The following is a 19,059-nucleotide window of genomic DNA, read 5'->3' as shown; positions in this document are numbered from 1 at the left end:
ATATCGGTGATTAACGGTATAAAAGTCACTTTCCGACACATTTGAAAACCTAGCCCCCAGCTCACCCGGCCAAGTGGCGCGGCACGCTCTTCCCACAGGGAGCAACCCCGATAGCGCATCTCCCGTCGTGCGCCCGCCGGTGCGATCCTGGGGGTATTCCGCGGAAGGGGCCACTCGTGCTTCGTGTCGCAGTGATCGGTTCCGGGCCCAGCGGTGTCTACACGACCCAGTCCCTGATCGAGCAGCAGACCGTACCGGACATCGAGGTGTACGTCCTGGACCGCCTGCCGTGTCCGTACGGTCTGGTGCGCTACGGCGTCGCCCCCGACCACGAGAAGATCAAGTCACTGCAGAACAATCTCCGCACGGTGCTGGAGCACCCCCGGGCCCACTTCCTGGGAAACGTCGAGGTGGGCGCGCCGGGGCTGGGCGTCGAGGAGTTGCGGGAGATCTTCGACGCGATGGTGTTCTGTGTGGGCGCCGCCACCGACCGGCATCTGGGCATCCCGGGCGAGGAGCTGCCCGGCAGCCATCCGGCCACCGAGTTCGTCGCCTGGTACAGCGCGCACCCCGACGCGGCCGCGCTCCGTTTCGCCCTCGCGGCGCGGTCCGCGCTCGTGATCGGGGTGGGAAACGTGGCGGTGGACGTGGCGCGGATGCTGTCCCGTGGCGCCGCCGAACTCGCCGCGACCGACATGCCGCAGGGGCCGCTCGGCGCGCTCGCGGACAGTCGCGTCGAGGACGTCTGGCTGGTCGGCAGACGTGGCCCCTCCCAGGCCAAGTTCACCACCAAGGAGCTGCGGGAGCTGGGCTCCCTTCCGGGCACGGACGTTCGGGTACGGCCCGAGGAGCTGGCGCTGGACCCGGCGTACCGGGACCCGGGCGGGCTGCCCGCGGCGGCGCGGCGCAATGTCGAGGTGCTGCGCGGCTGGGCGGAGCGTCCGGTGACCGGCCCGGAGAGCCCCGAGACGGGACCCGCGGGCCCTCGGCGCCGTATTCATCTGCGGTTCTTCCTGCGGCCCGTGGAGATCCTGGGGGATGCCGCCGGGGTGCGCGCGGTCCGGTTCGAGCGGACCGCGCCCGACGGGCGGGGCGGGGTCGCGGGTACCGGTGAATTCGAGGACATCGAGGGGCAGTTGGTGCTGCGTTCGGTGGGCTACCGGGGGAGGCCGCAGCCCGGTCTGCCGTTCGACGAGGCGACGGGGACGGTGCCGCACCAGGCGGGTCGGGTGCTGCGGGACGGGGTGCCGGTCCCGGGTGTCTATGTGGCGGGCTGGATCAAGCGGGGCCCCACGGGGGTGATCGGCACGAACCGGCCGTGCGCGAAGGAGACCGCGTCGTCGCTGCTGGCGGACGCCCCCGCACTGGCGGCGCGCGGTACGGCCGGGGACCCGGTGGCGGCGCTGGTCCGGGCGGGGCAGCGGCCGGTCCTGTGGACGGGCTGGCTGGCCATCGAGGCCGCCGAGGCGGAGTGGGGCCGGGGGCTGGGGCGTGGCACCGTCAAACTGCCGGACTGGACGGGGTTGTTGGACGCGGCACACACGGCGGGACCGGCCGGCTGAGCCCGCGGTTCACCCGGCCGGGAACGCGGGCGGACGGGCGCGCCCGCTCGGGAATCGCGCGCGGGCGGCGTGTGTCGCCACCGCGGCCGCGGTGTACCCAGGCCGGCGCCGCGCGCCCGCCGTGCCGGACCGGCCCGCTCACTCCTCCCCGAGGCGGTCGGCCTGCAGGTCGGCGCCCCGGAGGACGGCGTCGACGAGGCCGGGGAAGAGGGCGTCCAGGTCGGGCCGGCGCAGGGCGTTCATCTTGGCCGTGCCCCGGTAGAGCTGCTGGATGACGCCGTGCTCCCGCAGCACCCTGAAGTGGTGGGTGCAGGTCGACTTGCTGACCGGGAGTTCGATGTCCGCGCAGTTCAGCTCACCCTCGGCGGCCGCCAGGGCGCGAACGATCCGCAGGCGCATGGGGTCGGCGAGGGCGTGCAGCACGTCGGCGAGCCGGATGTCCGCACGGACCGGGTGCTCCAGCGAGCGGGAGCCCGACGGGGTACGCGGGGAGGTCGTTTCGGTCGGCATGACGGCTCCTGATTCCTTCTGCGGGACGCGGTATGGCCTGGCGCGGCGCCCGCCCGCTCATTGTACGAGAAGCGTCGTAGTTTGACATCCACCGTAGTACGACGCCTATCGTATGAGTGCGGGTCCCGGCCGGTACCCGTTCATCTTCAGGTACAGGAGCCTGCTGTGAGCGCACTGTTCGAGCCCATCACCCTCCGCTCGCTGACCGTCCCGAACCGCCTCTGGATGGCGCCGATGTGCCAGTACTCCGCGGCCCCCGAGGGCCCGGCGGAAGGGGTGCCCGGCGACTGGCACTTCCAGCACCTGGCCGCGCGGGCGGCCGGCGGCACCGGCCTCATCCTCGCCGAGGCGACCGCGGTGAGCCCCGAGGGGCGCATCACCCCGTACGACCTCGGGCTGTGGAACGACACCCAGACCGAGGCGTTCCGCCGCATCACCGACTTCCTCAAGGCGCAGGGGACCGTTCCGGGAATCCAGATCGCCCATGCCGGCCGGAAGGCCTCCACCGAGCGCACCTGGGTCGACCGCGGCGCCCCGATCCTCCCTGGTCAGCGGCTCGGTTGGGAGCCGGTCGCGCCGAGCCCGGTACCGTTCGGCGACGGGTTCGCGACCCCGGCCGAGCTGTCCGTGGCGCAGATCCGTGAGCGCGTCGAGCAGTTCGGCGCGGCGGCCCGGCGGGCCCTGGCGGCGGGCTTCCAGGTCATCGAGATCCACGGTGCGCACGGCTATCTGATCAACGAGTTCCTCTCCCCGTTCACCAACCGGCGCACCGACGAGTACGGCGGCTCGTACGAGAACCGGACGCGGTTCGCGCGGGAGGTCGTGGACGCCGTACGGGCGGTCTGGCCCGACGAACTGCCGGTCTTCTTCCGGATCTCGGCGACCGACTGGCTGACCGAGGACACCAGCGACGCGCGCGAGGGCTGGACCGCCGACGACACCGTGCGCTTCGCCCACGACCTGCGGGAGCGCGGCGTCGACCTGCTCGACACCTCCTCGGGCGGCAACGTCCCCGACGCGAAGATCGCCGCGGGCCCCGGCTACCAGGTGCCGTTCGCCGAGCGGGTCAGGAAGGAGAGCGGCCTGGCGGTGGGCGCGGTCGGTCTGATCACCGAGGCACGCCAGGCCGAGAAGATCATCGCGGACGGCCAGGCCGACGCCGTGCTGCTCGGCCGGGAGCTGCTGCGCTCCCCCAGCTTCGCGCTGCACGCGGCGCGGGAACTGGGTGCGGAGGTCGCGGTGCCGCAGCCGTACCACCGGGCCGTCTGAGACCTCCGCAGGGCGTGCGGCATCCGCGGCGGGAGCCGGTGCCGCACCGTCCGACCTGCACGGATGCGTGCCGGGACGCCTTTGTCAGTGGCCGGGTGCAGACTGGCCACTATCTGAGACAACGGCGTCCCGGAGGTGTTCCGGCATGACTGACGTACTACTCGCGGTGGGCACCCGCAAAGGGCTCTTCATCGGCCGTCGACGGCACGGCGACTGGGAGCTGACCGGCCCGCACTTCCCCGCGCAGGCGGTGTACTCCCTGGGGATCGACACCCGTCGCAGCACGCCCCGGCTGCTGGCCGGGGCCGACAGCGCCCACTGGGGCCCGTCGGTGTTCCACTCCGACGACCTGGGCGAGACCTGGCACGAGCCGTCCCGGCCCGCGGTGAAGTACCCCAAGGACACCGGGACTTCCCTGGAGCGGGTGTGGCAGCTGCATCCGGCCGGGCCCGCCGCCCCCGATGTGGTCTACGCGGGCACCGAGCCCGGCGGGCTGTTCCGCTCCGAGGACGGCGGCGAGACCTTCGAGCTGGTACGGGCGCTGTGGGACCACCCGAGCCGGGAGCAGTGGGTGCCCGGGGGCGGCGGACTGGCCGTCCACACCGTGGTCACCGACCCGCGGAACGCCGACGCCGTCACCGTCGCCGTCTCGGCGGCCGGGGTCTTCCGCACCCACGACGGCGGCGCCGGCTGGGAACCGTCCAACAAGGGCGTGAAGGCCGTCTTCCTGCCGGACCAGAACCCGGAGTTCGGCCAGTGCGTACACAAGATCGCGCAGGACCCGGTCAACCGCGACCGGCTGTACCTCCAGAACCACTGGGGCGTCTACCGCAGCGATGACGCGGGCGCGCAGTGGACGGACATCGGCAGCGGACTCCCCTCGGACTTCGGTTTCGCGGTGGCCGCACACCCGCGCACCGGGGATGTCGCCTACCTCTTCCCGATCACCGCCGATATCGACCGGGTGCCGGCCGGGCACCGCTGCCGGGTCTACCGCACCGGCGACGCCGGCCGGAGCTGGGAGCCGCTGAGCGCGGGGCTGCCGGCGGAGGACCACTACGGCACGGTGCTCAGGGACGCGCTGTCCGTCGACGACAGCGACCCCGCGGGGGTGTACTTCGGCAATCGCAACGGCGAGGTGTACGCCAGCGCCGACGACGGCGACAGCTGGCGGCAGCTCGCCTCCCATCTGCCGGATGTGCTGTGCGTACGGGCGGCCGCGGTCGCCTGAGGGGGAAGGCGGAGGGTGGTGTGACGGGTAACGGAGAGAGGGAGCCGGACAGTTGGTGCCGCCCGCCGCCGCGGGCGGCCGGGTCCGGGCCATCGGTTGAAGGGGAGGGGGCCGCGGCCAGTAGGGTGATCCCGTGGCTGCACAACCTCTCCAAGACATTGTCGAAGCGGGCTGGGCCAAGGCACTTGAGCCCGTTGCCGGACGGATCGCCGCGATGGGTGACTTCCTGCGGGCGGAGATCGCCGCGGGACGCACCTATCTCCCGGCCGGGAACAACGTGCTGCGGGCCTTCCAGCAGCCCTTCGACGAGGTACGGGTCCTCATCGTCGGGCAGGACCCCTACCCCACCCCGGGGCATGCGGTCGGGCTCAGCTTCTCCGTGGCGCCGGACGTCCGCCCGCTGCCCGGCAGCCTGGAGAACATCTTCCGCGAGCTGCACTCCGACCTCGGTCTCCCCCGCCCCTCGAACGGCGATCTGACCCCGTGGACCCGGCAGGGCGTACTCCTGCTCAACAGGGCGCTGACGACGGCCCCCCGCAAGCCCGCCGCCCACCGCGGCAAGGGCTGGGAGGAGGTCACCGAGCAGGCCATCCGGGCGCTGGTGGCGCGCGGCCGCCCGCTGGTGTCGGTGCTGTGGGGGCGCGACGCCCGCAATCTGCGACCACTGCTCGGCGATCTGCCGGCCGTCGAGTCCGCGCACCCCTCCCCCATGTCCGCCGACCGGGGCTTCTTCGGCTCGCGGCCCTTCAGTCGGGTGAACGATCTCCTGGCGCGGCAGGGCGCCCAGCCCGTCGACTGGAGGCTGCCCTGACACCGGGCGATAGTGTGCCCCGCATGACGAATGCGAACATCCCTGCGGGTTGGTACGCCGACCCTCAGGGCACCCCCCATCAGCTTCGCTGGTGGGACGGGTCCCAGTGGACGGAGCACACCCACCCGGGACAACAGGCCGCGGCGCCGGCCCAGGGGCAGGCGGCGCAGCCGGGCCCCCAGCAGGCGCAGCATGCGCCACAGCAACAGGCCGCCCAGCAGGCCACTCAGCAGCCGGCGCAGCAGCCGATGCCGCAGCAGTTCGCTCCGCAGCAGCCCGCGCAGGCGCCGGGCCAGGCCCCGTACCCGGGCCCGCAGCAGGGCGGCGCACCGCACGGCCAGGGCTACGGCTACCCCCAGCAGGCACCCGGCCAGCAGGCCCCCGGCCCGATGCCCGGCCAGCCGGTGCAGCAGCCGTACGGACAGCAGCCGATGGCGGGGCAGCCGGGCGCCGTGCAGCGACAGGTGCAGCAGCAGGCCGGAGTGGCGTCCGGCGGTCCGGGCGGTGGCACTCTCTTCACCGAACCGGTGCTGGTGGTCAACCAGAAGGCCAAGCTGATCGAGGTCACCAACGAGTACGGCGTCTTCGACCAGCACGGCAACGCCCTGGGCGCGGTCGTGCAGGTCGGCCAGAGCACGGCCAAGAAGGTGCTCCGGGTCGTCTCCAGCCTCGACCAGTACATGACCCACAAGCTGGAGATCCGGGACGCGTACGGCCAGCCGCAGCTGATGCTGACCCGGCCCGCGAAGTTCATCAAGTCCAAGGTGATCGTGCAGCGTCCGGACGGTTCGCAGATCGGCGAGATCGTCCAGCAGAACGCCATCGGGAAGATCAACTTCGCGATGACGGTCAACGGCCAGCAGATCGGCGCCATCAAGGCCGAGAACTGGCGCGCCTGGAACTTCGCCATCGTGGACCACGCCGACACCGAGGTCGCCCGGATCACCAAGACCTGGGAGGGCCTCGCCAAGACGATGTTCACGAGCGCGGACAACTACGTCCTGCAGATCCACCAGCAGCTGCCCGACCCGCTGCTGAGCCTGGTCGTCGCCACGGCCCTGACCGTCGACACCGCCCTCAAGCAGGACGCCCGCGGCTTTGGGTGAGCCCACCTGCCACGGCGCGCTCCGCGGCCAGGTGCTCGGCGTCGACTCGGGCGGCTCGGGGCTGCGGATCGCCGTCGCCCGCGCCGACGACGCCGAGGCCCGGCTCCTGGCCCTGCGCACCTCGCACGAGCCGGTGCGCACCGGCCCCGAGGGCATCGACGCGGAGCATCTGCTGTCCCAACTCCTGCCCGCTGCGGCGGAGTTGGCACGGGAGACCGGCGCCGACGGGTTCACCGCGGTGTGCGTGGGGGCGGCCGGTATGGCCTCGCTGGGCGAGGAGCTGCGCACCCGGCTGCCGGGCGCGCTGGCGACCGCGTTCGGGGTGCGACGGCTCGCGCTGGCCGCGGACGCGGTCACCGCGTACGCCGGGGCGCTGGGCCAGCGGGCCGGCGCCGTCCTCGCCGCGGGCACCGGCGTGGTCGCCCTCGGCACCGACCTGACCACGGAAGGCGGTTGGCGCCGCGCGGACGGCTGGGGCCATCTGCTGGGCGACTGCGGCGGCGGCGCCTGGATCGGCCGCGCCGGGCTGGAGGCCGCACTGCGGGCGTACGACGGACGGCCGGGCGGTTCGGCCGCCCTGCTGGCGCGCGCGGAAGCGGTGTTCGGACCGGTCACCGAGCTGCCCGGCGCGCTCTATCCGCGCCCCGACCGGCCCGCCGTACTGGCCTCGTTCGCCCCGGAGGTCGCCCGCTGCGCCACTGCGGACGACGCCGTGGCCGCCGGCGTCCTGCGGGCCGCGGCGGACCATCTCGCCGGTGCCGCTGCCGCGGTCTGCCCACCGGGCGCGGGCCGCGCGGTGGCCTGCTCCGGCGGGCTGTTCGACATGGGCGAACCCCTGCTGGCTCCGCTGCGTACGGCACTCGCCGAGCGGCTGCCGGACGCCCGGTTGACGGCCGCCGCCGGGAGCCCGCTCGACGGGGCACTGGCCCTCGCCGCGGCACTGGCCCGCGACCGGCTGACGCTGCCCGCCGATCGGAAGTTGTTGCAGATCACACGGCTTGTGCCGGGGTGACGCGCGGGATAAATCGGGACGGATACCGCTCGACCGAACCCTCCCTCCGCGCGGGGGTGGTCCGAGGCGTTAGCATGCGACGCCATGAGTTCCCCCACTGGGCCCGCACCTGGCTCGCCCGATTTTGACGCCGCCTCCCCGAGCCCGGGAGCCGCACCCGGCCTGCCGGTACGAATGCCGCGACGGCAGACCGGCCGCCACCGCAAGCCGGAGCCGCTCGCCGCACCCGAGGGCGCACCCGCCCTGGTGCTGGCCGTACCGGGCTCCCCCTCCGCCGCCTCGCGCAGCCTGGCGGAGGAGGTCTCCAGCATCGCCCGCTCCGAACTCCCGGGCCTCGACGCCCGGATCGGCTATGTCGACGGGGGCGACGACGAGTTCCCGTCCCTGGAGGCCGTGCTGGCGCAGGCCGCCGCCGAGCAGAAGGACCGGGTGGGCGCCGACGGACAGCCCGACCCCGGCCCCGCCGCCGTCGTGGTGCCGCTGCTGGCCGGACCGGACAGCGCCCTGCTGCGCCGGATACGCCAGGCGATGATGAACAGCGGTTCCGGTGCCGAGCTGACCGATGTCCTCGGCCCGCACCCGCTGCTCGCCGAGGCGCTGCACGTCCGACTGTCCGAGGCCGGTCTGGCGCGCGCTGACCGTGCCCGGCTGTTCACGGTCGCCACGGCCGCTGACGGCATCATCCTCGCCACCGTGGGCGGCGAGGAGGCCGTACAGGCCGCCGGGATCACCGGCATGCTGCTCTCCGCGCGGCTCGCGGTGCCGGTGCTGGCCGCCGCCCTGGACGAGGAGGGCGCCATCTCCCGTACCGCCGAGCAGCTGCGGGGCTCCGGTTCGCAGCAGCTGGCGCTGGCCCCGTACCTGATCGGCCCGGAGATCACCGAGGGCCTGCTGGCCGCGGCCGCGGCGGAAGCGGGCTGCGCCTCGGCCGAGGCGCTGGGCGCCTACGGCACGGTGGGACGGCTGGTGCTCTCGAACTACGCGGCCGCGATGGGCATCACCCTGCCGACGCAGACGCAGGGGGTTCCGATCCGCTAGTCGCTCCGGATCGACAACGTTCTCCGAAGGGCCGTCTTCGCGCAGCGCGCGGGGCGGCCCTTCGCCGTGTCCGGGCGGAGGCGATACGTCCGTTTCCGGTCTGAGCGGCGCAGACGGCCGCCAGGCGGCCTGGAGCGGGGGCGGTCACCGCGGGGCCGGGCGGACGGCCGCAAGCCCGCGAGAGACGCGCACAGGGCGCCTGTCGTCCCCCTGACACGCCGACCGACGCGCCGACCGATGAGTCCGGGCGCCGCGCGCGGTCTACCGTCCTGCACGAGGCCATACGCCGCCGCTCGCCGCTCCCGGGTGAGCGGGCCGCCCACGGAGGGAAGTTCATGTCGCCCGTCGATGTCGTCCGCGCCGCCTTCGCCGCCTATCTCGTCCAGGACCGCGCCGCCATGGACCGGTTGCTCGCCGAGGACTTCGTGTTCACCAGCCCGCAGGACGACCACATCGGCAAGGCCGCCTTCCTTGAGATCTGCTTCCCCACGGCGGACCGGCTGCGCCGGCAGGAGATCCTCGATGCCGTGGCCCTCGACGACGAGCAGGTCTTCGTCCGTTACGAGTACGAGCTGACGACGGGCGAGCGGCACCGCAATGTCGAGGTGATGACGGTGCGGGACGGCCGGGTCACCGAGACCCAGGTGTATTTCGGCGGACGTTTTCCGCAGGGGTGAGACGGCCGGCCGTCAGACGAAGACCACGCAGGAGGCGGCCGGTGCCGCGACGGAACCGGCCCTGGCCGGGATGCCGGTCGCCGGGTCGACGGTGAACCAGGTGAGGTCGCCGGAGCGCTCGTTGGCCGCGTAGAGGTGCCGGCCGTCGGGGTGCAGCGCCAGGTCACGGGGCCAATGCCCGCCGCAGGGCACGGTGGTGACGAGCGTGGCGGTGTCCCCGGAGGCGTCGAGGGCGAGCACCGAGAGGCTGTCATGACCCCGGTTGGCGGCCCAGGCGAACCGGCCGTCCGGGGAGACGACCAGTTCGGAGGGGTAGGTGCCGGTGGCGGCGCCTTCCGGGAGGAGGCCGGTCTCCGTCAGCGGCGTCAGCTCGCCGCGGCCGGCGTCCCAGCGGCAGACCGTCACCGTCGGGTCGAGTTCGTTGACGACATAGGCGCGGTCGCCGCGCGGGTGGAAGGCGAGATGCCGCGGGCCGCTGCCGGGCCGCAGCCGGGCCTCGGTGTGCACGGTCAGCGCTCCGTCGCCGCCGAGGGCGCAGCTGCGCACCGAGTCGGTGCCCAGGTCGACGCTGAGCAGCCAGCGGCCACTGGGATCGGGCAGTACGGCATGGGCGTGCGGGCCCTCCTGGCGGTCGGCCCGCGGGCCGCTGCCCCGGTGGGTGAGCACGGTGGCGGGTCCGCCGAGGGTGCCGTCGGCCCGTACGGGGAGTGTGCTGACGCTGCCGGAGCTGTAGTTGGCGGTGAGGAGCCGGCCGTCGGCCAGGGTGAGGTGGGTGGGGTCGGCGCCGTCCACGGGGACGGCGGGGGCGAGCAGTTCGGGTCCCCGCGGGGTGAGGGTGAAGGCGGCCGCGGCGCCGTCCGGGGTCTCGCTCACCGCGTAGAGGTACCGCCGGTCGGGGCTCGGCGCCAGGTAGGAGGGGTTGGGCACGGCGTCGGTGGAGTGCAGCGGGGTGAGGGCGCCGGAGTCCGGGTCGACGGCCGCGGTGGTGATGCCGGGCCCGCCGGCCGTGGTGAACGATCCGATGTAGGCCCGCCGGCCGCTGACGCTCGTCCCCACTGGTCCGCCCTTCGTCCGCCTGCCCGTTGAGGTGCTGCGGCGACGCTAACAGTCACGGGCGGGGCGTTCCGGGCCGTGGCCGGTTCCCGCCCTCGGGCCGTGGACCGGACGTCCTCCGGAGGGCACGGGGGCGGGCCGGGCCGCGGGTCAGGCGTCGACCAGCGGGGCGCGCGGGGAGCTGCGCAGCGGCGCGGAGAGTTCGGACAGCGCCTGCTCCAGGCCGTGCAGATGGGCGAGCGCGGGCTCCGCCGCCGAGGGCTGCGACACCGTGACGGCGGCGGTCGCCGGGCGGCGGGTGCTGCGCGGTGCGGTGAGGGCCTCGACGGCGGCCTCCACGCGCTGGCAGGCGGCGGTGAGCCGGGCGTCGTGGGAGGCCTCCGGGTCGGCGGCGATGGAGGCCAGCCCCCGGACCTCGCGGGCACAGTCGTCGAGCAGGGCGAGCACCTGGCGGGCCCGTGCCTTACGGGCGCGCAGCGGGCTGAGCGGGTGCACCAGGGGGGCGAGTGAGAGCCGCACCCGGTGCAGCAGGGGCGCCAGTTCGGCGACGTGCGGGGCGGGGTCGGCGGTCGGGGAGCCGGCGAGGCGGGCGGCGGCCTCGGCGGTGCACCGGTGGACGCAGCGCAGGGCGCGCTCGATCCAGGCGTCGGTGGTGGCGTGGGTGGTGACGGGCAGCACCAGGAGCACGGCCAGCGCCGCGCCGAGCGCCCCGACGCCGGTCTCGGCGAGGCGCAGCGCGAGCAGTGCGGGGTCGAGCACCCCCAGTAGCCCGTACAGCAGCCCGGCCATCAGCGTCACCGCGAGCATCATCCAGGTGTAGGAGACCGCGGCCGTGTAGAAGATCCCGAACACGCAGACCGCGACGAGGGCGACCGTGGGGACGAGTGCCCCCTGCAGCGGGACGGCGACGACCAGGCCGAGGGCGATGCCGAGCACCGTGCCGAGCGCCCGGCGGAAGCCCCGGACCAGGGTCTCGCCGCGCGAGGTGGTGTTCACGAAGATCCACCAGGTGGCGCCCACCGCCCAGTACCAGCGCTGCTCGGAGAGCAGTTGGCCGACGAGCAGGGCGAAGGCGCTGCCGGCGGTCGCCTGGATCGCCTGGCGGGTGGTCGCCCGGGCCAGCCCCCTGGCCGCCGACGGCACGGGCACGGCCACCGGGGGCAGCCGGAGCTCGTAGCACCACACGGCGAAGCGGACGGTCGCGGCGGCGAGCAGCGCGAGGGCGACCGCGGTGTACAGCTCGGGCAGCTGCTCCGGCACGGTGTGCAGGAACTGCGTCGCGAAGAAGGTCATGAACGCGAACACGCCCAGGGCGTGGCCACGCGGTCCCCAGCGGCGGGCGTAGACCCCGGCGCCCACGACGGCGACGAAGACCGCGTCCCGCGCCAGCGGGTGGTCGTGCAGCACCGCAGCGGCGGCGAGCACCGGGAAGCCGACGGCGGGCAGCAGCGCGGTGGTGACCAGCTGGCCGCGGACCGTGGTGTCGGTGACCGTGAAGAGGGCGAGCAGTGCGGCGAGTCCGCCGGTGATGGCCGCGACGAGCGAGTGGCCGGTGAGGGCACACACCGTGACCGCCAGGCCGATGCCGAGCACGGCCCGGGTGGCGCCGCGCAGCCGCAGCAGCCCCGGATCGGGGGCCACGAACACCCTCTTCAGCACAGCTTCCGTCCTCCCGGCACATCCGCATGAAAAAGGCGCCGCGGAATCCCGCAGCGCCATCGACGTGACCATCACAGCATCTCTGCGGCAGGTTGCTCAACAGAGGCCGGAAGTGCTGTGCCATTGGTACAGTCTTCTGGCTCCCTCGACCGCCGACAGGGGGCCAATGGGCGGGAACGTGACCGAGCGTGACCGCTCCCTTTCAGCCACCGTGAGGAGACCGCCCCGCATGGCCGTGGACGCGCTGGACGCCAAGATCCTGCGACTGCTGCTGGAGCAGCCGCGCACCAGCGTCCGGGAGTACGCGCGACTCCTCGGCGTCGCCCGGGGCACCGTCCAGGCCCGGCTCGACCGCCTCGAACGGGACGGTGTGATCACCGCGTACAGCCCGCGACTGTCCCCCGCCGCGCTCGGCCACCCCGTGCTCGCCTTCGTCCATATCGAGGTCACGCAGGGGCATCTGGAGGAGGTGGCGGACGCGCTCGCGGAGGTGCCGCAGATCATCGAGGCGTTCTCGACGACCGGTGGCGGGGATCTGCTGACCCGGGTGGTGGCCCGGGACGCGGCGCATCTGGAGGATGTGATCCAGCGGCTGATCAGCCTGCCGGGCGTGGTCCGGACCCGTACGGAGATGGCGCTGCGGGAGCGGGTGCCGCACCGGATGCTGCCGCTGGTCGAGGCGGTGGGCGGCGGCGGGCCGCAGTGAGCCGCCGCTTGGCATGCTGGTGGACATGAGCACCTCCCCCGCCCCGCCCGCACCGGTGATCTTCGACCTCGACGGCACCCTGGTGGACAGCGAACCGAACTACTACGTGGCGGGGCGCCGGCTGCTGGCCGCCTACGGGGTGCCCGACTTCAGCTGGGAGCACCACACCCGCTTCATCGGCATCGGCACCCGCGAGACGCTGGAGGTGCTGCGCGCGGAGTTCGGTCTCGACGCCCCGGTCGAGGAGCTGCTGGCCGGCAAGAACCGCGCCTATCTGGAGCTGGCGCGGGCGCACACCGAGGTCTTCCCCGAGATGCGCGTCCTGGTGGAGCGACTGTCGGCGGCCGGGCATCCGATGGCGGTGGCGTCCGGCTCGTCTCGGGCCGCGATCGAGGCGGTGCTGGCCGGTACCGGGCTCGACGCGCTGCTGACCACGGTCGTGTCGGCCGAGGAGGTGGCGCACGGCAAGCCGGCGCCGGATGTGTTCCTGGAGGCCGCGCGGCGGCTCGGTGCCGTCCCCGCCGACTGCGTGGTGCTGGAGGACGCGGCGCCCGGGGCGCTCGCGGCGCACCGGGCGGGGATGCGGTGCATCGCCGTCCCGTATGTGGCCGCCACCGCCGACGACCCGGCGTTCACGAGCGCCGGGCTGCTGTTCCGGGGCGGCCGGCGGGAGTTCACGGCGCGGGCGGCGTACGACTGGCTCCGGCGTTGAGGAACCGTGGCGGCCGGGGCGAGGCCGGGCGCGGGGGATGACCGCCGTGCCCGCCGGGGCCGGTGCACCTCACCGGCCGCCGACGGGCACTTCCTGCCCCGTAAGGCAGTCAACGGGAGACGGTCACTCCAGGCCGACGGACTTGCAGGCGCTGGTGAGGCCCTCGCAGAGCAGGTCGGTCCGCACGGCGCCGTCGCGCACCACGGTGTTCTTCATGTTCTTCTTGGTGACGATCTGCGCCTTGAACAGCTTGGCGGGGATACCGGACTTGCTCTTGCTGTCGGCGGTGGTCGTCGTCAGTGACTTGATGCTCTTGCCGCGCAGCAGACGGAAGGCGATTTCGGCGGCGGTTTCGGCCTCCGGCCGGACTTCCTTGTAAATGGTGAAGGACTGGGTGCCGGCCACCAGGCGCTGCAACGCGGGCAGTTCGGCGTCCTGGCCGCCGACCGGCACATTCTTGATTCCGGCCGACTTGAGTGCCTGGGCGATGCCGCCCGCCATCCCGTCATTGGCCGAGTAGACCGCGTCGAAGCCCTCCGCGCCCTCGGCGTTGATGAGATCGGTCATCTCCTTCTTGGCCCGTGCCTCGGACCAGTCGGGGATGTCCTTCTCGAAGACGATCTTGTTCACCTTGCCATCGAGGACGTCATGGGCGCCCTTCTTGTAGGCCGGTGCATTCGGGTCGGTCGGCGAGCCGTTCATCATGACGATGTCGGAGGTGGCCGCCTGGGAACCGAGGGCGGCGAGAATGCCCTGCGCCTGGAGCCGGCCGATCCGCTCGTTGTCGTAGGAGACATAGGCCGCGACATCACCCTCGGCGAGCCGGTCGTACGCAATGACCTTGACGTCCCTCTTCGCGGCCGAGTCCACCCACTCCTTGGCCGCCGCGGCGTCGACCGGGTCCAGAATGATGACCTTGACGCCCTTCTTCACCAGGGCGTCGAACTGTCTCTTCTGAGTGTCGACCTGCTGCTCGGCATTGTGGTAGTCGACCTTGCATTCGAGGCAGAGCGATGCAATACGCGACGAAATGATACGGCGGTCGAACTTCTCATAGCGGGCCGCCTTGCTCTCCGGGAGCAGCAGACCTATGGAGTCCTTGCCGGCACCGGCCTCTTCCTGATCGCTGCCACAGCCCGCCAAGGGTGCTGCGAGCGAAAGCGCCACCGCGCCGGTGAGAGCACGCCGCATTATTGCATTCATCTTCCGGTACCTCCAAAGGGGCCGCCCTGACCTGACCGGCCCAGAACGGCTGAAGTGAACGACACCTCCCGCCCCACCGTCAAGAATCAAAGTCACAACGATATGAAAGTGAGTTGTGAGTTGACCCTCTGAAGCACCGTCATCCGGCGGGCGTTCCGGACAGTACCGAAAAGTTCAATTCGTTCCGTATCACTCCGGAAAGTTCCGTTTTCCGGCCGGTAACATAGCCCGGAATCCCGAAGTGTAACGCAAGGTAACACCTGCACCCGTCTCGCCGGCCGGATCGTCAACCAGCCCAAATATGGCCGGAGTTGCACGGTCATCACGGACCGCCAACGCACCGCCGGGCACGATCGGTCCTTTCCCCTCCCCCGACCCATCCGCGCGGAACAGCAGGAATATAGATGCTGGACACAGCTTTCCGGGAGAGTCACCGGGCCGCGGCGTGACCCCGTTCGCCCCGGCCGGGACAGTCGATACGCCGACCGGCACCGCCCCGGCGGCGAACCCCCGCCACCCATTTCCGCTTCCGTGCCACCACCAATTCCGGTAACAACAATGGCAATTCCCAGAGAATCTCTTTGGTTTGATTTTCCGGTGCCGATTCTCCGCGCGGGGCGGCCGCGAACGCCCACGGCGGCCGATGCCCCGCGGCCCGCCACTCATCCGGCCGTCCGGCCGGTTCGGTGAGATCCTGGAGACCGGGCGCCCCGCGGCTCCCCCGCGGCCGGCGGTGGTCTGCGGCCGGCGCCCGTATCACCTGTGCCGAACAAGGTGACGGACATGAGCACTGCGTGGCAGTACACCCCCATCTCCGCCGACGGCCGGCTGGGGCTCCCGGACCAGCACCCCGGCCGCAGCGATCCGGCCTACCGGCGCCGCCGTGACGCGCTGGCCGCGCGGGCCGAAGGGCTTCGCGTGGGGGCGCCCTACCCGGCCGTTGCGTACACCGAGGACGAACACCGCACCTGGCGGGCGGTACACCGGGCCCTCGCCCCGGCACACCACGCGCACGCGTGCCGCGCGGTACTGGACGCGACCGAGGACGCGGGCATCCGCGCCGACCGCATCCCCCAGCACACGGAGGTCAGCGCCGCCCTCACCGCCCGTACGGGATTCGCCTTCACACTGGCCGGCGGAGTGGTGCCCAACGAGCGGTTCCTGGGCGCGATGGAGCACGGCTACTTCCACGCCGTGCAGTTCGTCCGCCACCCCGCGGTCCCGCTGTACGCGCCCGAACCCGATGTCCTGCACGACGTCTTCGGGCACGGTGTCCATCTGTCGAGCGTGCGCCTGGCCCGGCTCTACCGGCTCATCGGACAGGCCGCCAACCGCACCGAGACCGACGAGGCCCTCGACATCCTCAGCCGGGTCTACTGGTTCACCCTCGAATACGGGCTGATCTCCGAATCCGGCACACCCAAGGCCTTCGGCGCCGCCCTCCTGTCCTCCTACGGCGAGATCGGCGCCCACGACCGGCGGACGATCCGCCCCCTGGACCCGCGCGCCGCGGCCGCCACCCCGTACCGCATCTCCGGCTACCAGCCCGTCCTCTACACCGCCCGCTCCCTGGAGCATCTCGAAGACGTCCTCGGCGCGTTCTGCGCGGACTTCGACGACGAGAGCGCACGCCGGCTGCGCGTCCCGGCGCTCTCCCGGGACCGGGCGTAGGGCCGGTGTCCGGCCCCCCGGGTCAGCCGACCCAGCCGGCCGTGAGGCCGAGCACCGCCGAGCCGTCCAGGTCGGTGAGCTTGATGCCGGTGAACTGCCGCGCCCAGTCCGAGGTCTGGAGGCGGAACGCGGGCCGGTCCGCGGTGAGCGCCTCCAGCACCGTCCCGGCGGCCTCGGCGGGGGTCTGCGCGCCGTTGAGGAACTGCGCGACGGTGCGGTCCAGGTACGCCTGGAGCGCGTCCGCGTACGGGCCGGCGGCGGCCACCTCGGCCGACAGATCGGCCCCGATGTTGTTGACGAACTCGGTCGCCACGGCGCCGGGCTCGACCACGGACACGGACACCCCGAGCCGGGCCGCCACCGGCGCCAGGCTCTCCATGTACCCCTCGACGGCGAACTTGGCCGCGCAGTACGCCTCGTTGAAGGGCTGGCCGACGACCCCGCCGACGCTGGTGACGGTGATCAGACGGCCGCCGGTGGCCCGCAGGTGCGGCAGTGCCGCCTTCGAGACATGGAGCACCCCGAAGAAGTTCACCTCCATCACCGTGCGCACCTCGGCCACAGTCTCGTTCTCCAGGGTGCCGAGGTGTCCGGCACCCGCGTTGTTGATCACGGCGTCGAGGCGGCCGTAATCGGCGATCACTCCGTCGACCGCGGCGGCGACGGAGCCCTCGTCGGTGACGTCCAGCTGCCGGACGTCCAGCTCCACCCCCGCTTCCCCGGCCGCCTCGCGCAGCGCGCCGGCGCGGCCGGTGTCGCGCAGCGTCGCCACCACCCGCCAGCCGGTCTGTGCGGCGGCGACCGCGGCGGCCAGGCCGATGCCGGAGGACGTGCCGGTGATCAGAACAACCTTGGACGTGGGGGAAGACATGGCGAACCTTTCGGCCGTACGGAGAAGACTTGCGGCACTTACGTGCGTGTACACACACCATAAGCATTGTGTGCACATACACGCAACCGGTAGCCTTGCCGCATGGCGAAAAGGAAGCTCACCCAGGCCGAGATGTCCGTGGCCGATCACGCCTTCTACGGGCTGGTCTGGGCCGGAACCGTCCTCACCGAACGCGTGGACCGCGCCCTGAGCAAGGCCCACGACCTGCCGGTCTCCTGGTTCGAGGTGATGCTCTGGCTCGCCTCCAGCCCGGAACCGGTACCGGCCTCGGTGCTCGGCAACAGCACCATGCTCAGCCGCAGCCAGGTCTCCCGCGTCGTGGACGCCCTCCAGAGCCGCGGGCTCGTCACCCGCACCCCCTCGGCCCGCGACGCCCGCTCCGTCGAGGTCTCCCTCACCCCGGAAGGCCACCGCCTCTTCGAAGAGGCCGACGCCACCCGACGCACCTGCCTGGCCCCGGTGTTCACCGACCTCCTCGACCAGGAGGACCTCGAAGCGCTGAGCACGGTGTGGCGGAAGCTCAAGGCCAACAAGGAGGGTTGAGGGGGCGGAGGTCGGGGCGTCGATCCGCCCCTTGCGCGGGTTGCCGGACCCGCCACCCCCTCAATGCCTGATCTCAGAGCCCGATCGTCCGGGCGATGTCCAGGGTGAGGCGTTGCCAGGGGTCGCGGGGGTCACGTTGGGTGAGGTCGCTGATGCGGCGGAGGCGGTAGCGGAGGGACTGGGGGTGGAGGCCGAGTCTGCGGGCGGCGGCGTTGGCGGAGCCGGTGTCGAGGTAGGCGGTGAGGGCCGCCATGAGGTGATCGCGGCCGGGCTGGGTGAGGGGGCCGAGGATCAGGCGGCTGAGGTGTTCGGGGGTGACGGCGGGGCGGCCGCCCAGGAGGGCGAGCACCTGGGCGTCCCCGTCCGTGAGGACCCGCGTGGGGTGGTGGGCGTGTGCGGGCGCCGTGTCGAGGGCGTCGGCCGCGAGGCGGTAGGCGACGGCGATCCGGTCCAGGCTCTCCTCCGAGATCGCGCAGCCGCGCAGGCCCCGCTCGTGCAGGGCCTGCGGTGCCCGGCCGGCGGCCGCGGCGGGCAGCAGCAGGACGAACCGCGAGCCACGGACCGTCACGGGTGAGGTGGCGGGTGCGGCGGCGGGTTCCCCAGGGGCTCCGGAGACTTCGTGCTCTCCGGGGTCTCCGGATTCTCCGGTGGCTCCGGGCACTCCGGGGCCTCTGGGCCCTCCCGGCCCTCCCGGCTCTCCAGGAGCGGTGACCGCGGCGAGGAGGGCGAGGGCGGCTTCCTGGGTCGGGGCGGGGCCGGGCTGGTCGATGGGTTCGGCCACCAACAGGCAGTACGGGTCGGGGAGTTGGATGTCCAGGCGGGCGGCGCGGTCGGTCAGGGCGCCGATGGAGGCGTGGCGGCCGGTGATCAGGTCGTCGAGGAGCAGCCGCAGGGCGCGATCGCGGTCGCCGGCCAGGTCCTCGCTGGTGGCGGTGTAGGCGGTGGCCATCTCCTCGGCGAGGGTGTCGAGGGTGGTCAGCGCCATGCGGGTGAGGGCGAAGGCGTCCGCCGCTCCCAGCGGGGGCCCGGCGGCCGCGATCTCGTCGGTCAGGGCGGTCGCCGCGACCCGGTAGGCGCGCAGCACCGCCTGCACCGGGCGGCCGTCCGCGGCCCGCGCCGCCGCGATCCCGCGGAACCGCCGGAGGTCGGCGGGGGTGAGCGCGCCGTCGGTGGCCCAGAGATGGAGCAGCCGGTCCAGCGCCCAGGCGGCGATGGCCCGTACCTCGTGGAGCCGGCTCCCGTCGAGCACGGCGTAGGCCGGTACCTGCGCGCGGACGGCGGCGACGATCGCCGGCACAACCCGTGGGTCGGCGGTCAGCTGCTGCCGGACGCGGTCCCGTTCCTCTGTCACAGGGTGATGATTCCACCCGCGTGTTGTGCGCAGGACGGTGGACGGGTCTTGTC

At 72.9% G+C, this 19,059-nt stretch carries 18 protein-coding genes; 12 read left to right on the top strand and 6 right to left on the bottom strand.

What is annotated here, in order from left to right; all coding sequences use genetic code 11:
• The first annotated feature begins 176 nt into the window (after nucleotides 1-176).
• Nucleotides 177-1,562 (top strand): FAD-dependent oxidoreductase, encoded by a 1,386-nt coding sequence (locus tag ACWC9R_RS05410; protein ID WP_450729067.1) that lies wholly within the window; start codon nucleotides 177-179, stop codon nucleotides 1,560-1,562.
• 138 nt (nucleotides 1,563-1,700) lie between these two features.
• On the opposite strand, the gene ACWC9R_RS05405 is transcribed toward ACWC9R_RS05410, so the two are convergent.
• Complete coding sequence (locus tag ACWC9R_RS05405; protein ID WP_450729066.1) at nucleotides 1,701-2,072, bottom strand: ArsR/SmtB family transcription factor; 372 nt, start codon at nucleotides 2,070-2,072, stop codon at nucleotides 1,701-1,703.
• Nucleotides 2,073-2,237: 165 nt separating this feature from the next.
• Between ACWC9R_RS05405 and ACWC9R_RS05400 the strand changes: the two genes are divergently transcribed.
• The 7 genes from ACWC9R_RS05400 (at nucleotide 2,238) to ACWC9R_RS05370 (ending at nucleotide 9,216) form a co-directional block, all read left to right on the top strand.
• Complete coding sequence (locus ACWC9R_RS05400; protein ID WP_450729065.1) at nucleotides 2,238-3,341, top strand: NADH:flavin oxidoreductase/NADH oxidase; 1,104 nt, start codon at nucleotides 2,238-2,240, stop codon at nucleotides 3,339-3,341.
• 145 nt (nucleotides 3,342-3,486) lie between these two features.
• Nucleotides 3,487-4,572 (top strand): WD40/YVTN/BNR-like repeat-containing protein, encoded by a 1,086-nt coding sequence (locus ACWC9R_RS05395; RefSeq protein ID WP_450729064.1) that lies wholly within the window; start codon nucleotides 3,487-3,489, stop codon nucleotides 4,570-4,572.
• A 133-nt stretch (nucleotides 4,573-4,705) separates the two neighbouring features.
• Nucleotides 4,706-5,383: a uracil-DNA glycosylase gene (locus ACWC9R_RS05390; protein ID WP_362601817.1), complete on the top strand. Its 678-nt coding sequence runs from the start codon at nucleotides 4,706-4,708 to the stop codon at nucleotides 5,381-5,383.
• A gap of 23 nt (nucleotides 5,384-5,406) precedes the next feature.
• On the top strand, nucleotides 5,407-6,489 hold the full coding sequence (locus ACWC9R_RS05385) for a phospholipid scramblase-related protein (protein ID WP_450729063.1): 1,083 nt from the start codon (nucleotides 5,407-5,409) through the stop codon (nucleotides 6,487-6,489).
• Complete coding sequence (locus tag ACWC9R_RS05380) at nucleotides 6,482-7,501, top strand: N-acetylglucosamine kinase (protein WP_450729062.1); 1,020 nt, start codon at nucleotides 6,482-6,484, stop codon at nucleotides 7,499-7,501. The genes ACWC9R_RS05385 and ACWC9R_RS05380 overlap by 8 nt, the downstream gene beginning before the upstream one ends.
• Before the next feature lie 84 nt (nucleotides 7,502-7,585).
• The gene (locus tag ACWC9R_RS05375) at nucleotides 7,586-8,539 is read left to right on the top strand and encodes a sirohydrochlorin chelatase (RefSeq protein WP_450729061.1); all 954 of its coding nucleotides are present in this window, start codon (nucleotides 7,586-7,588) and stop codon (nucleotides 8,537-8,539) included.
• A gap of 335 nt (nucleotides 8,540-8,874) precedes the next feature.
• On the top strand, nucleotides 8,875-9,216 hold the full coding sequence (locus tag ACWC9R_RS05370; protein WP_450729060.1) for a nuclear transport factor 2 family protein: 342 nt from the start codon (nucleotides 8,875-8,877) through the stop codon (nucleotides 9,214-9,216).
• Nucleotides 9,217-9,228: 12 nt separating this feature from the next.
• Here ACWC9R_RS05370 and ACWC9R_RS05365 read toward each other — a convergent pair whose 3' ends face one another.
• Both ACWC9R_RS05365 and ACWC9R_RS05360 read right to left on the bottom strand, forming a co-directional pair.
• Complete coding sequence (locus tag ACWC9R_RS05365) at nucleotides 9,229-10,272, bottom strand: lactonase family protein (RefSeq protein WP_450729059.1); 1,044 nt, start codon at nucleotides 10,270-10,272, stop codon at nucleotides 9,229-9,231.
• A 147-nt stretch (nucleotides 10,273-10,419) separates the two neighbouring features.
• Complete coding sequence (locus ACWC9R_RS05360) at nucleotides 10,420-11,928, bottom strand: FUSC family protein (RefSeq protein ID WP_450729058.1); 1,509 nt, start codon at nucleotides 11,926-11,928, stop codon at nucleotides 10,420-10,422.
• A gap of 229 nt (nucleotides 11,929-12,157) precedes the next feature.
• Here ACWC9R_RS05360 and ACWC9R_RS05355 point away from each other — a divergent pair, with 229 nt between their 5' ends.
• Nucleotides 12,158-12,634 carry an Lrp/AsnC family transcriptional regulator gene (locus tag ACWC9R_RS05355; RefSeq protein WP_450729057.1) on the top strand — a complete coding sequence of 159 codons (477 nt, stop codon included), beginning with the start codon at nucleotides 12,158-12,160 and terminating at the stop codon, nucleotides 12,632-12,634.
• A gap of 25 nt (nucleotides 12,635-12,659) precedes the next feature.
• Nucleotides 12,660-13,346 carry an HAD family hydrolase gene (locus ACWC9R_RS05350; RefSeq protein WP_450729056.1) on the top strand — a complete coding sequence of 229 codons (687 nt, stop codon included), beginning with the start codon at nucleotides 12,660-12,662 and terminating at the stop codon, nucleotides 13,344-13,346.
• 123 nt (nucleotides 13,347-13,469) lie between these two features.
• Here the strand turns inward: ACWC9R_RS05350 and ACWC9R_RS05345 are convergent, their stop codons facing one another.
• A complete protein-coding gene (locus ACWC9R_RS05345) occupies nucleotides 13,470-14,549 on the bottom strand; it encodes a sugar ABC transporter substrate-binding protein (protein WP_450729055.1) in 1,080 nt (359 codons plus the stop codon).
• Between the two features lie 783 nt (nucleotides 14,550-15,332).
• Between ACWC9R_RS05345 and ACWC9R_RS05340 the strand changes: the two genes are divergently transcribed.
• Nucleotides 15,333-16,220, top strand: coding sequence for a phenylalanine 4-monooxygenase (locus ACWC9R_RS05340; RefSeq protein ID WP_450729054.1), 888 nt, complete (start codon nucleotides 15,333-15,335; stop codon nucleotides 16,218-16,220).
• A 22-nt stretch (nucleotides 16,221-16,242) separates the two neighbouring features.
• On the opposite strand, the gene ACWC9R_RS05335 is transcribed toward ACWC9R_RS05340, so the two are convergent.
• Nucleotides 16,243-17,091 (bottom strand): SDR family oxidoreductase, encoded by an 849-nt coding sequence (locus ACWC9R_RS05335; protein ID WP_450729053.1) that lies wholly within the window; start codon nucleotides 17,089-17,091, stop codon nucleotides 16,243-16,245.
• A gap of 102 nt (nucleotides 17,092-17,193) precedes the next feature.
• On the opposite strand from ACWC9R_RS05335, the gene ACWC9R_RS05330 reads away from it, so the two are divergent.
• On the top strand, nucleotides 17,194-17,655 hold the full coding sequence (locus tag ACWC9R_RS05330) for a MarR family winged helix-turn-helix transcriptional regulator (RefSeq protein ID WP_450729052.1): 462 nt from the start codon (nucleotides 17,194-17,196) through the stop codon (nucleotides 17,653-17,655).
• Between the two features lie 73 nt (nucleotides 17,656-17,728).
• Here ACWC9R_RS05330 and ACWC9R_RS05325 read toward each other — a convergent pair whose 3' ends face one another.
• The gene (locus ACWC9R_RS05325; RefSeq protein WP_450729051.1) at nucleotides 17,729-19,006 is read right to left on the bottom strand and encodes a PucR family transcriptional regulator; all 1,278 of its coding nucleotides are present in this window, start codon (nucleotides 19,004-19,006) and stop codon (nucleotides 17,729-17,731) included.
• Nucleotides 19,007-19,059: the final 53 nt, after the last annotated feature.

The sequence above is a fragment of the Streptomyces sp. NPDC001219 genome (genome assembly GCF_053597915.1).
The sequence above is the reverse complement of the archived record's forward strand: the minus strand, read 5'-3'. Positions and strand labels throughout refer to the sequence as shown.

Excerpts from the sequence above, each read along its gene's own strand:
- ACWC9R_RS05340 (WP_450729054.1), top strand. The coding sequence starts at position 15,333 with ATGAGCACTGCGTGGCAGTACACCCCCATCTCCGCCGACGGCCGGCTG.
- ACWC9R_RS05375 (WP_450729061.1), top strand. The coding sequence starts at position 7,586 with ATGAGTTCCCCCACTGGGCCCGCACCTGGCTCGCCCGATTTTGACGCC.
- ACWC9R_RS05335 (WP_450729053.1), bottom strand. The coding sequence starts at position 17,091 with ATGTCTTCCCCCACGTCCAAGGTTGTTCTGATCACCGGCACGTCCTCC.
- ACWC9R_RS05385 (WP_450729063.1), top strand. The coding sequence starts at position 5,407 with ATGACGAATGCGAACATCCCTGCGGGTTGGTACGCCGACCCTCAGGGC.
- ACWC9R_RS05330 (WP_450729052.1), top strand. The coding sequence starts at position 17,194 with ATGGCGAAAAGGAAGCTCACCCAGGCCGAGATGTCCGTGGCCGATCAC.
- ACWC9R_RS05345 (WP_450729055.1), bottom strand. The coding sequence starts at position 14,549 with ATGAATGCAATAATGCGGCGTGCTCTCACCGGCGCGGTGGCGCTTTCG.
- ACWC9R_RS05355 (WP_450729057.1), top strand. The coding sequence starts at position 12,158 with ATGGCCGTGGACGCGCTGGACGCCAAGATCCTGCGACTGCTGCTGGAG.
- ACWC9R_RS05350 (WP_450729056.1), top strand. The coding sequence starts at position 12,660 with ATGAGCACCTCCCCCGCCCCGCCCGCACCGGTGATCTTCGACCTCGAC.
- ACWC9R_RS05405 (WP_450729066.1), bottom strand. The coding sequence starts at position 2,072 with ATGCCGACCGAAACGACCTCCCCGCGTACCCCGTCGGGCTCCCGCTCG.
- ACWC9R_RS05370 (WP_450729060.1), top strand. The coding sequence starts at position 8,875 with ATGTCGCCCGTCGATGTCGTCCGCGCCGCCTTCGCCGCCTATCTCGTC.
- ACWC9R_RS05395 (WP_450729064.1), top strand. The coding sequence starts at position 3,487 with ATGACTGACGTACTACTCGCGGTGGGCACCCGCAAAGGGCTCTTCATC.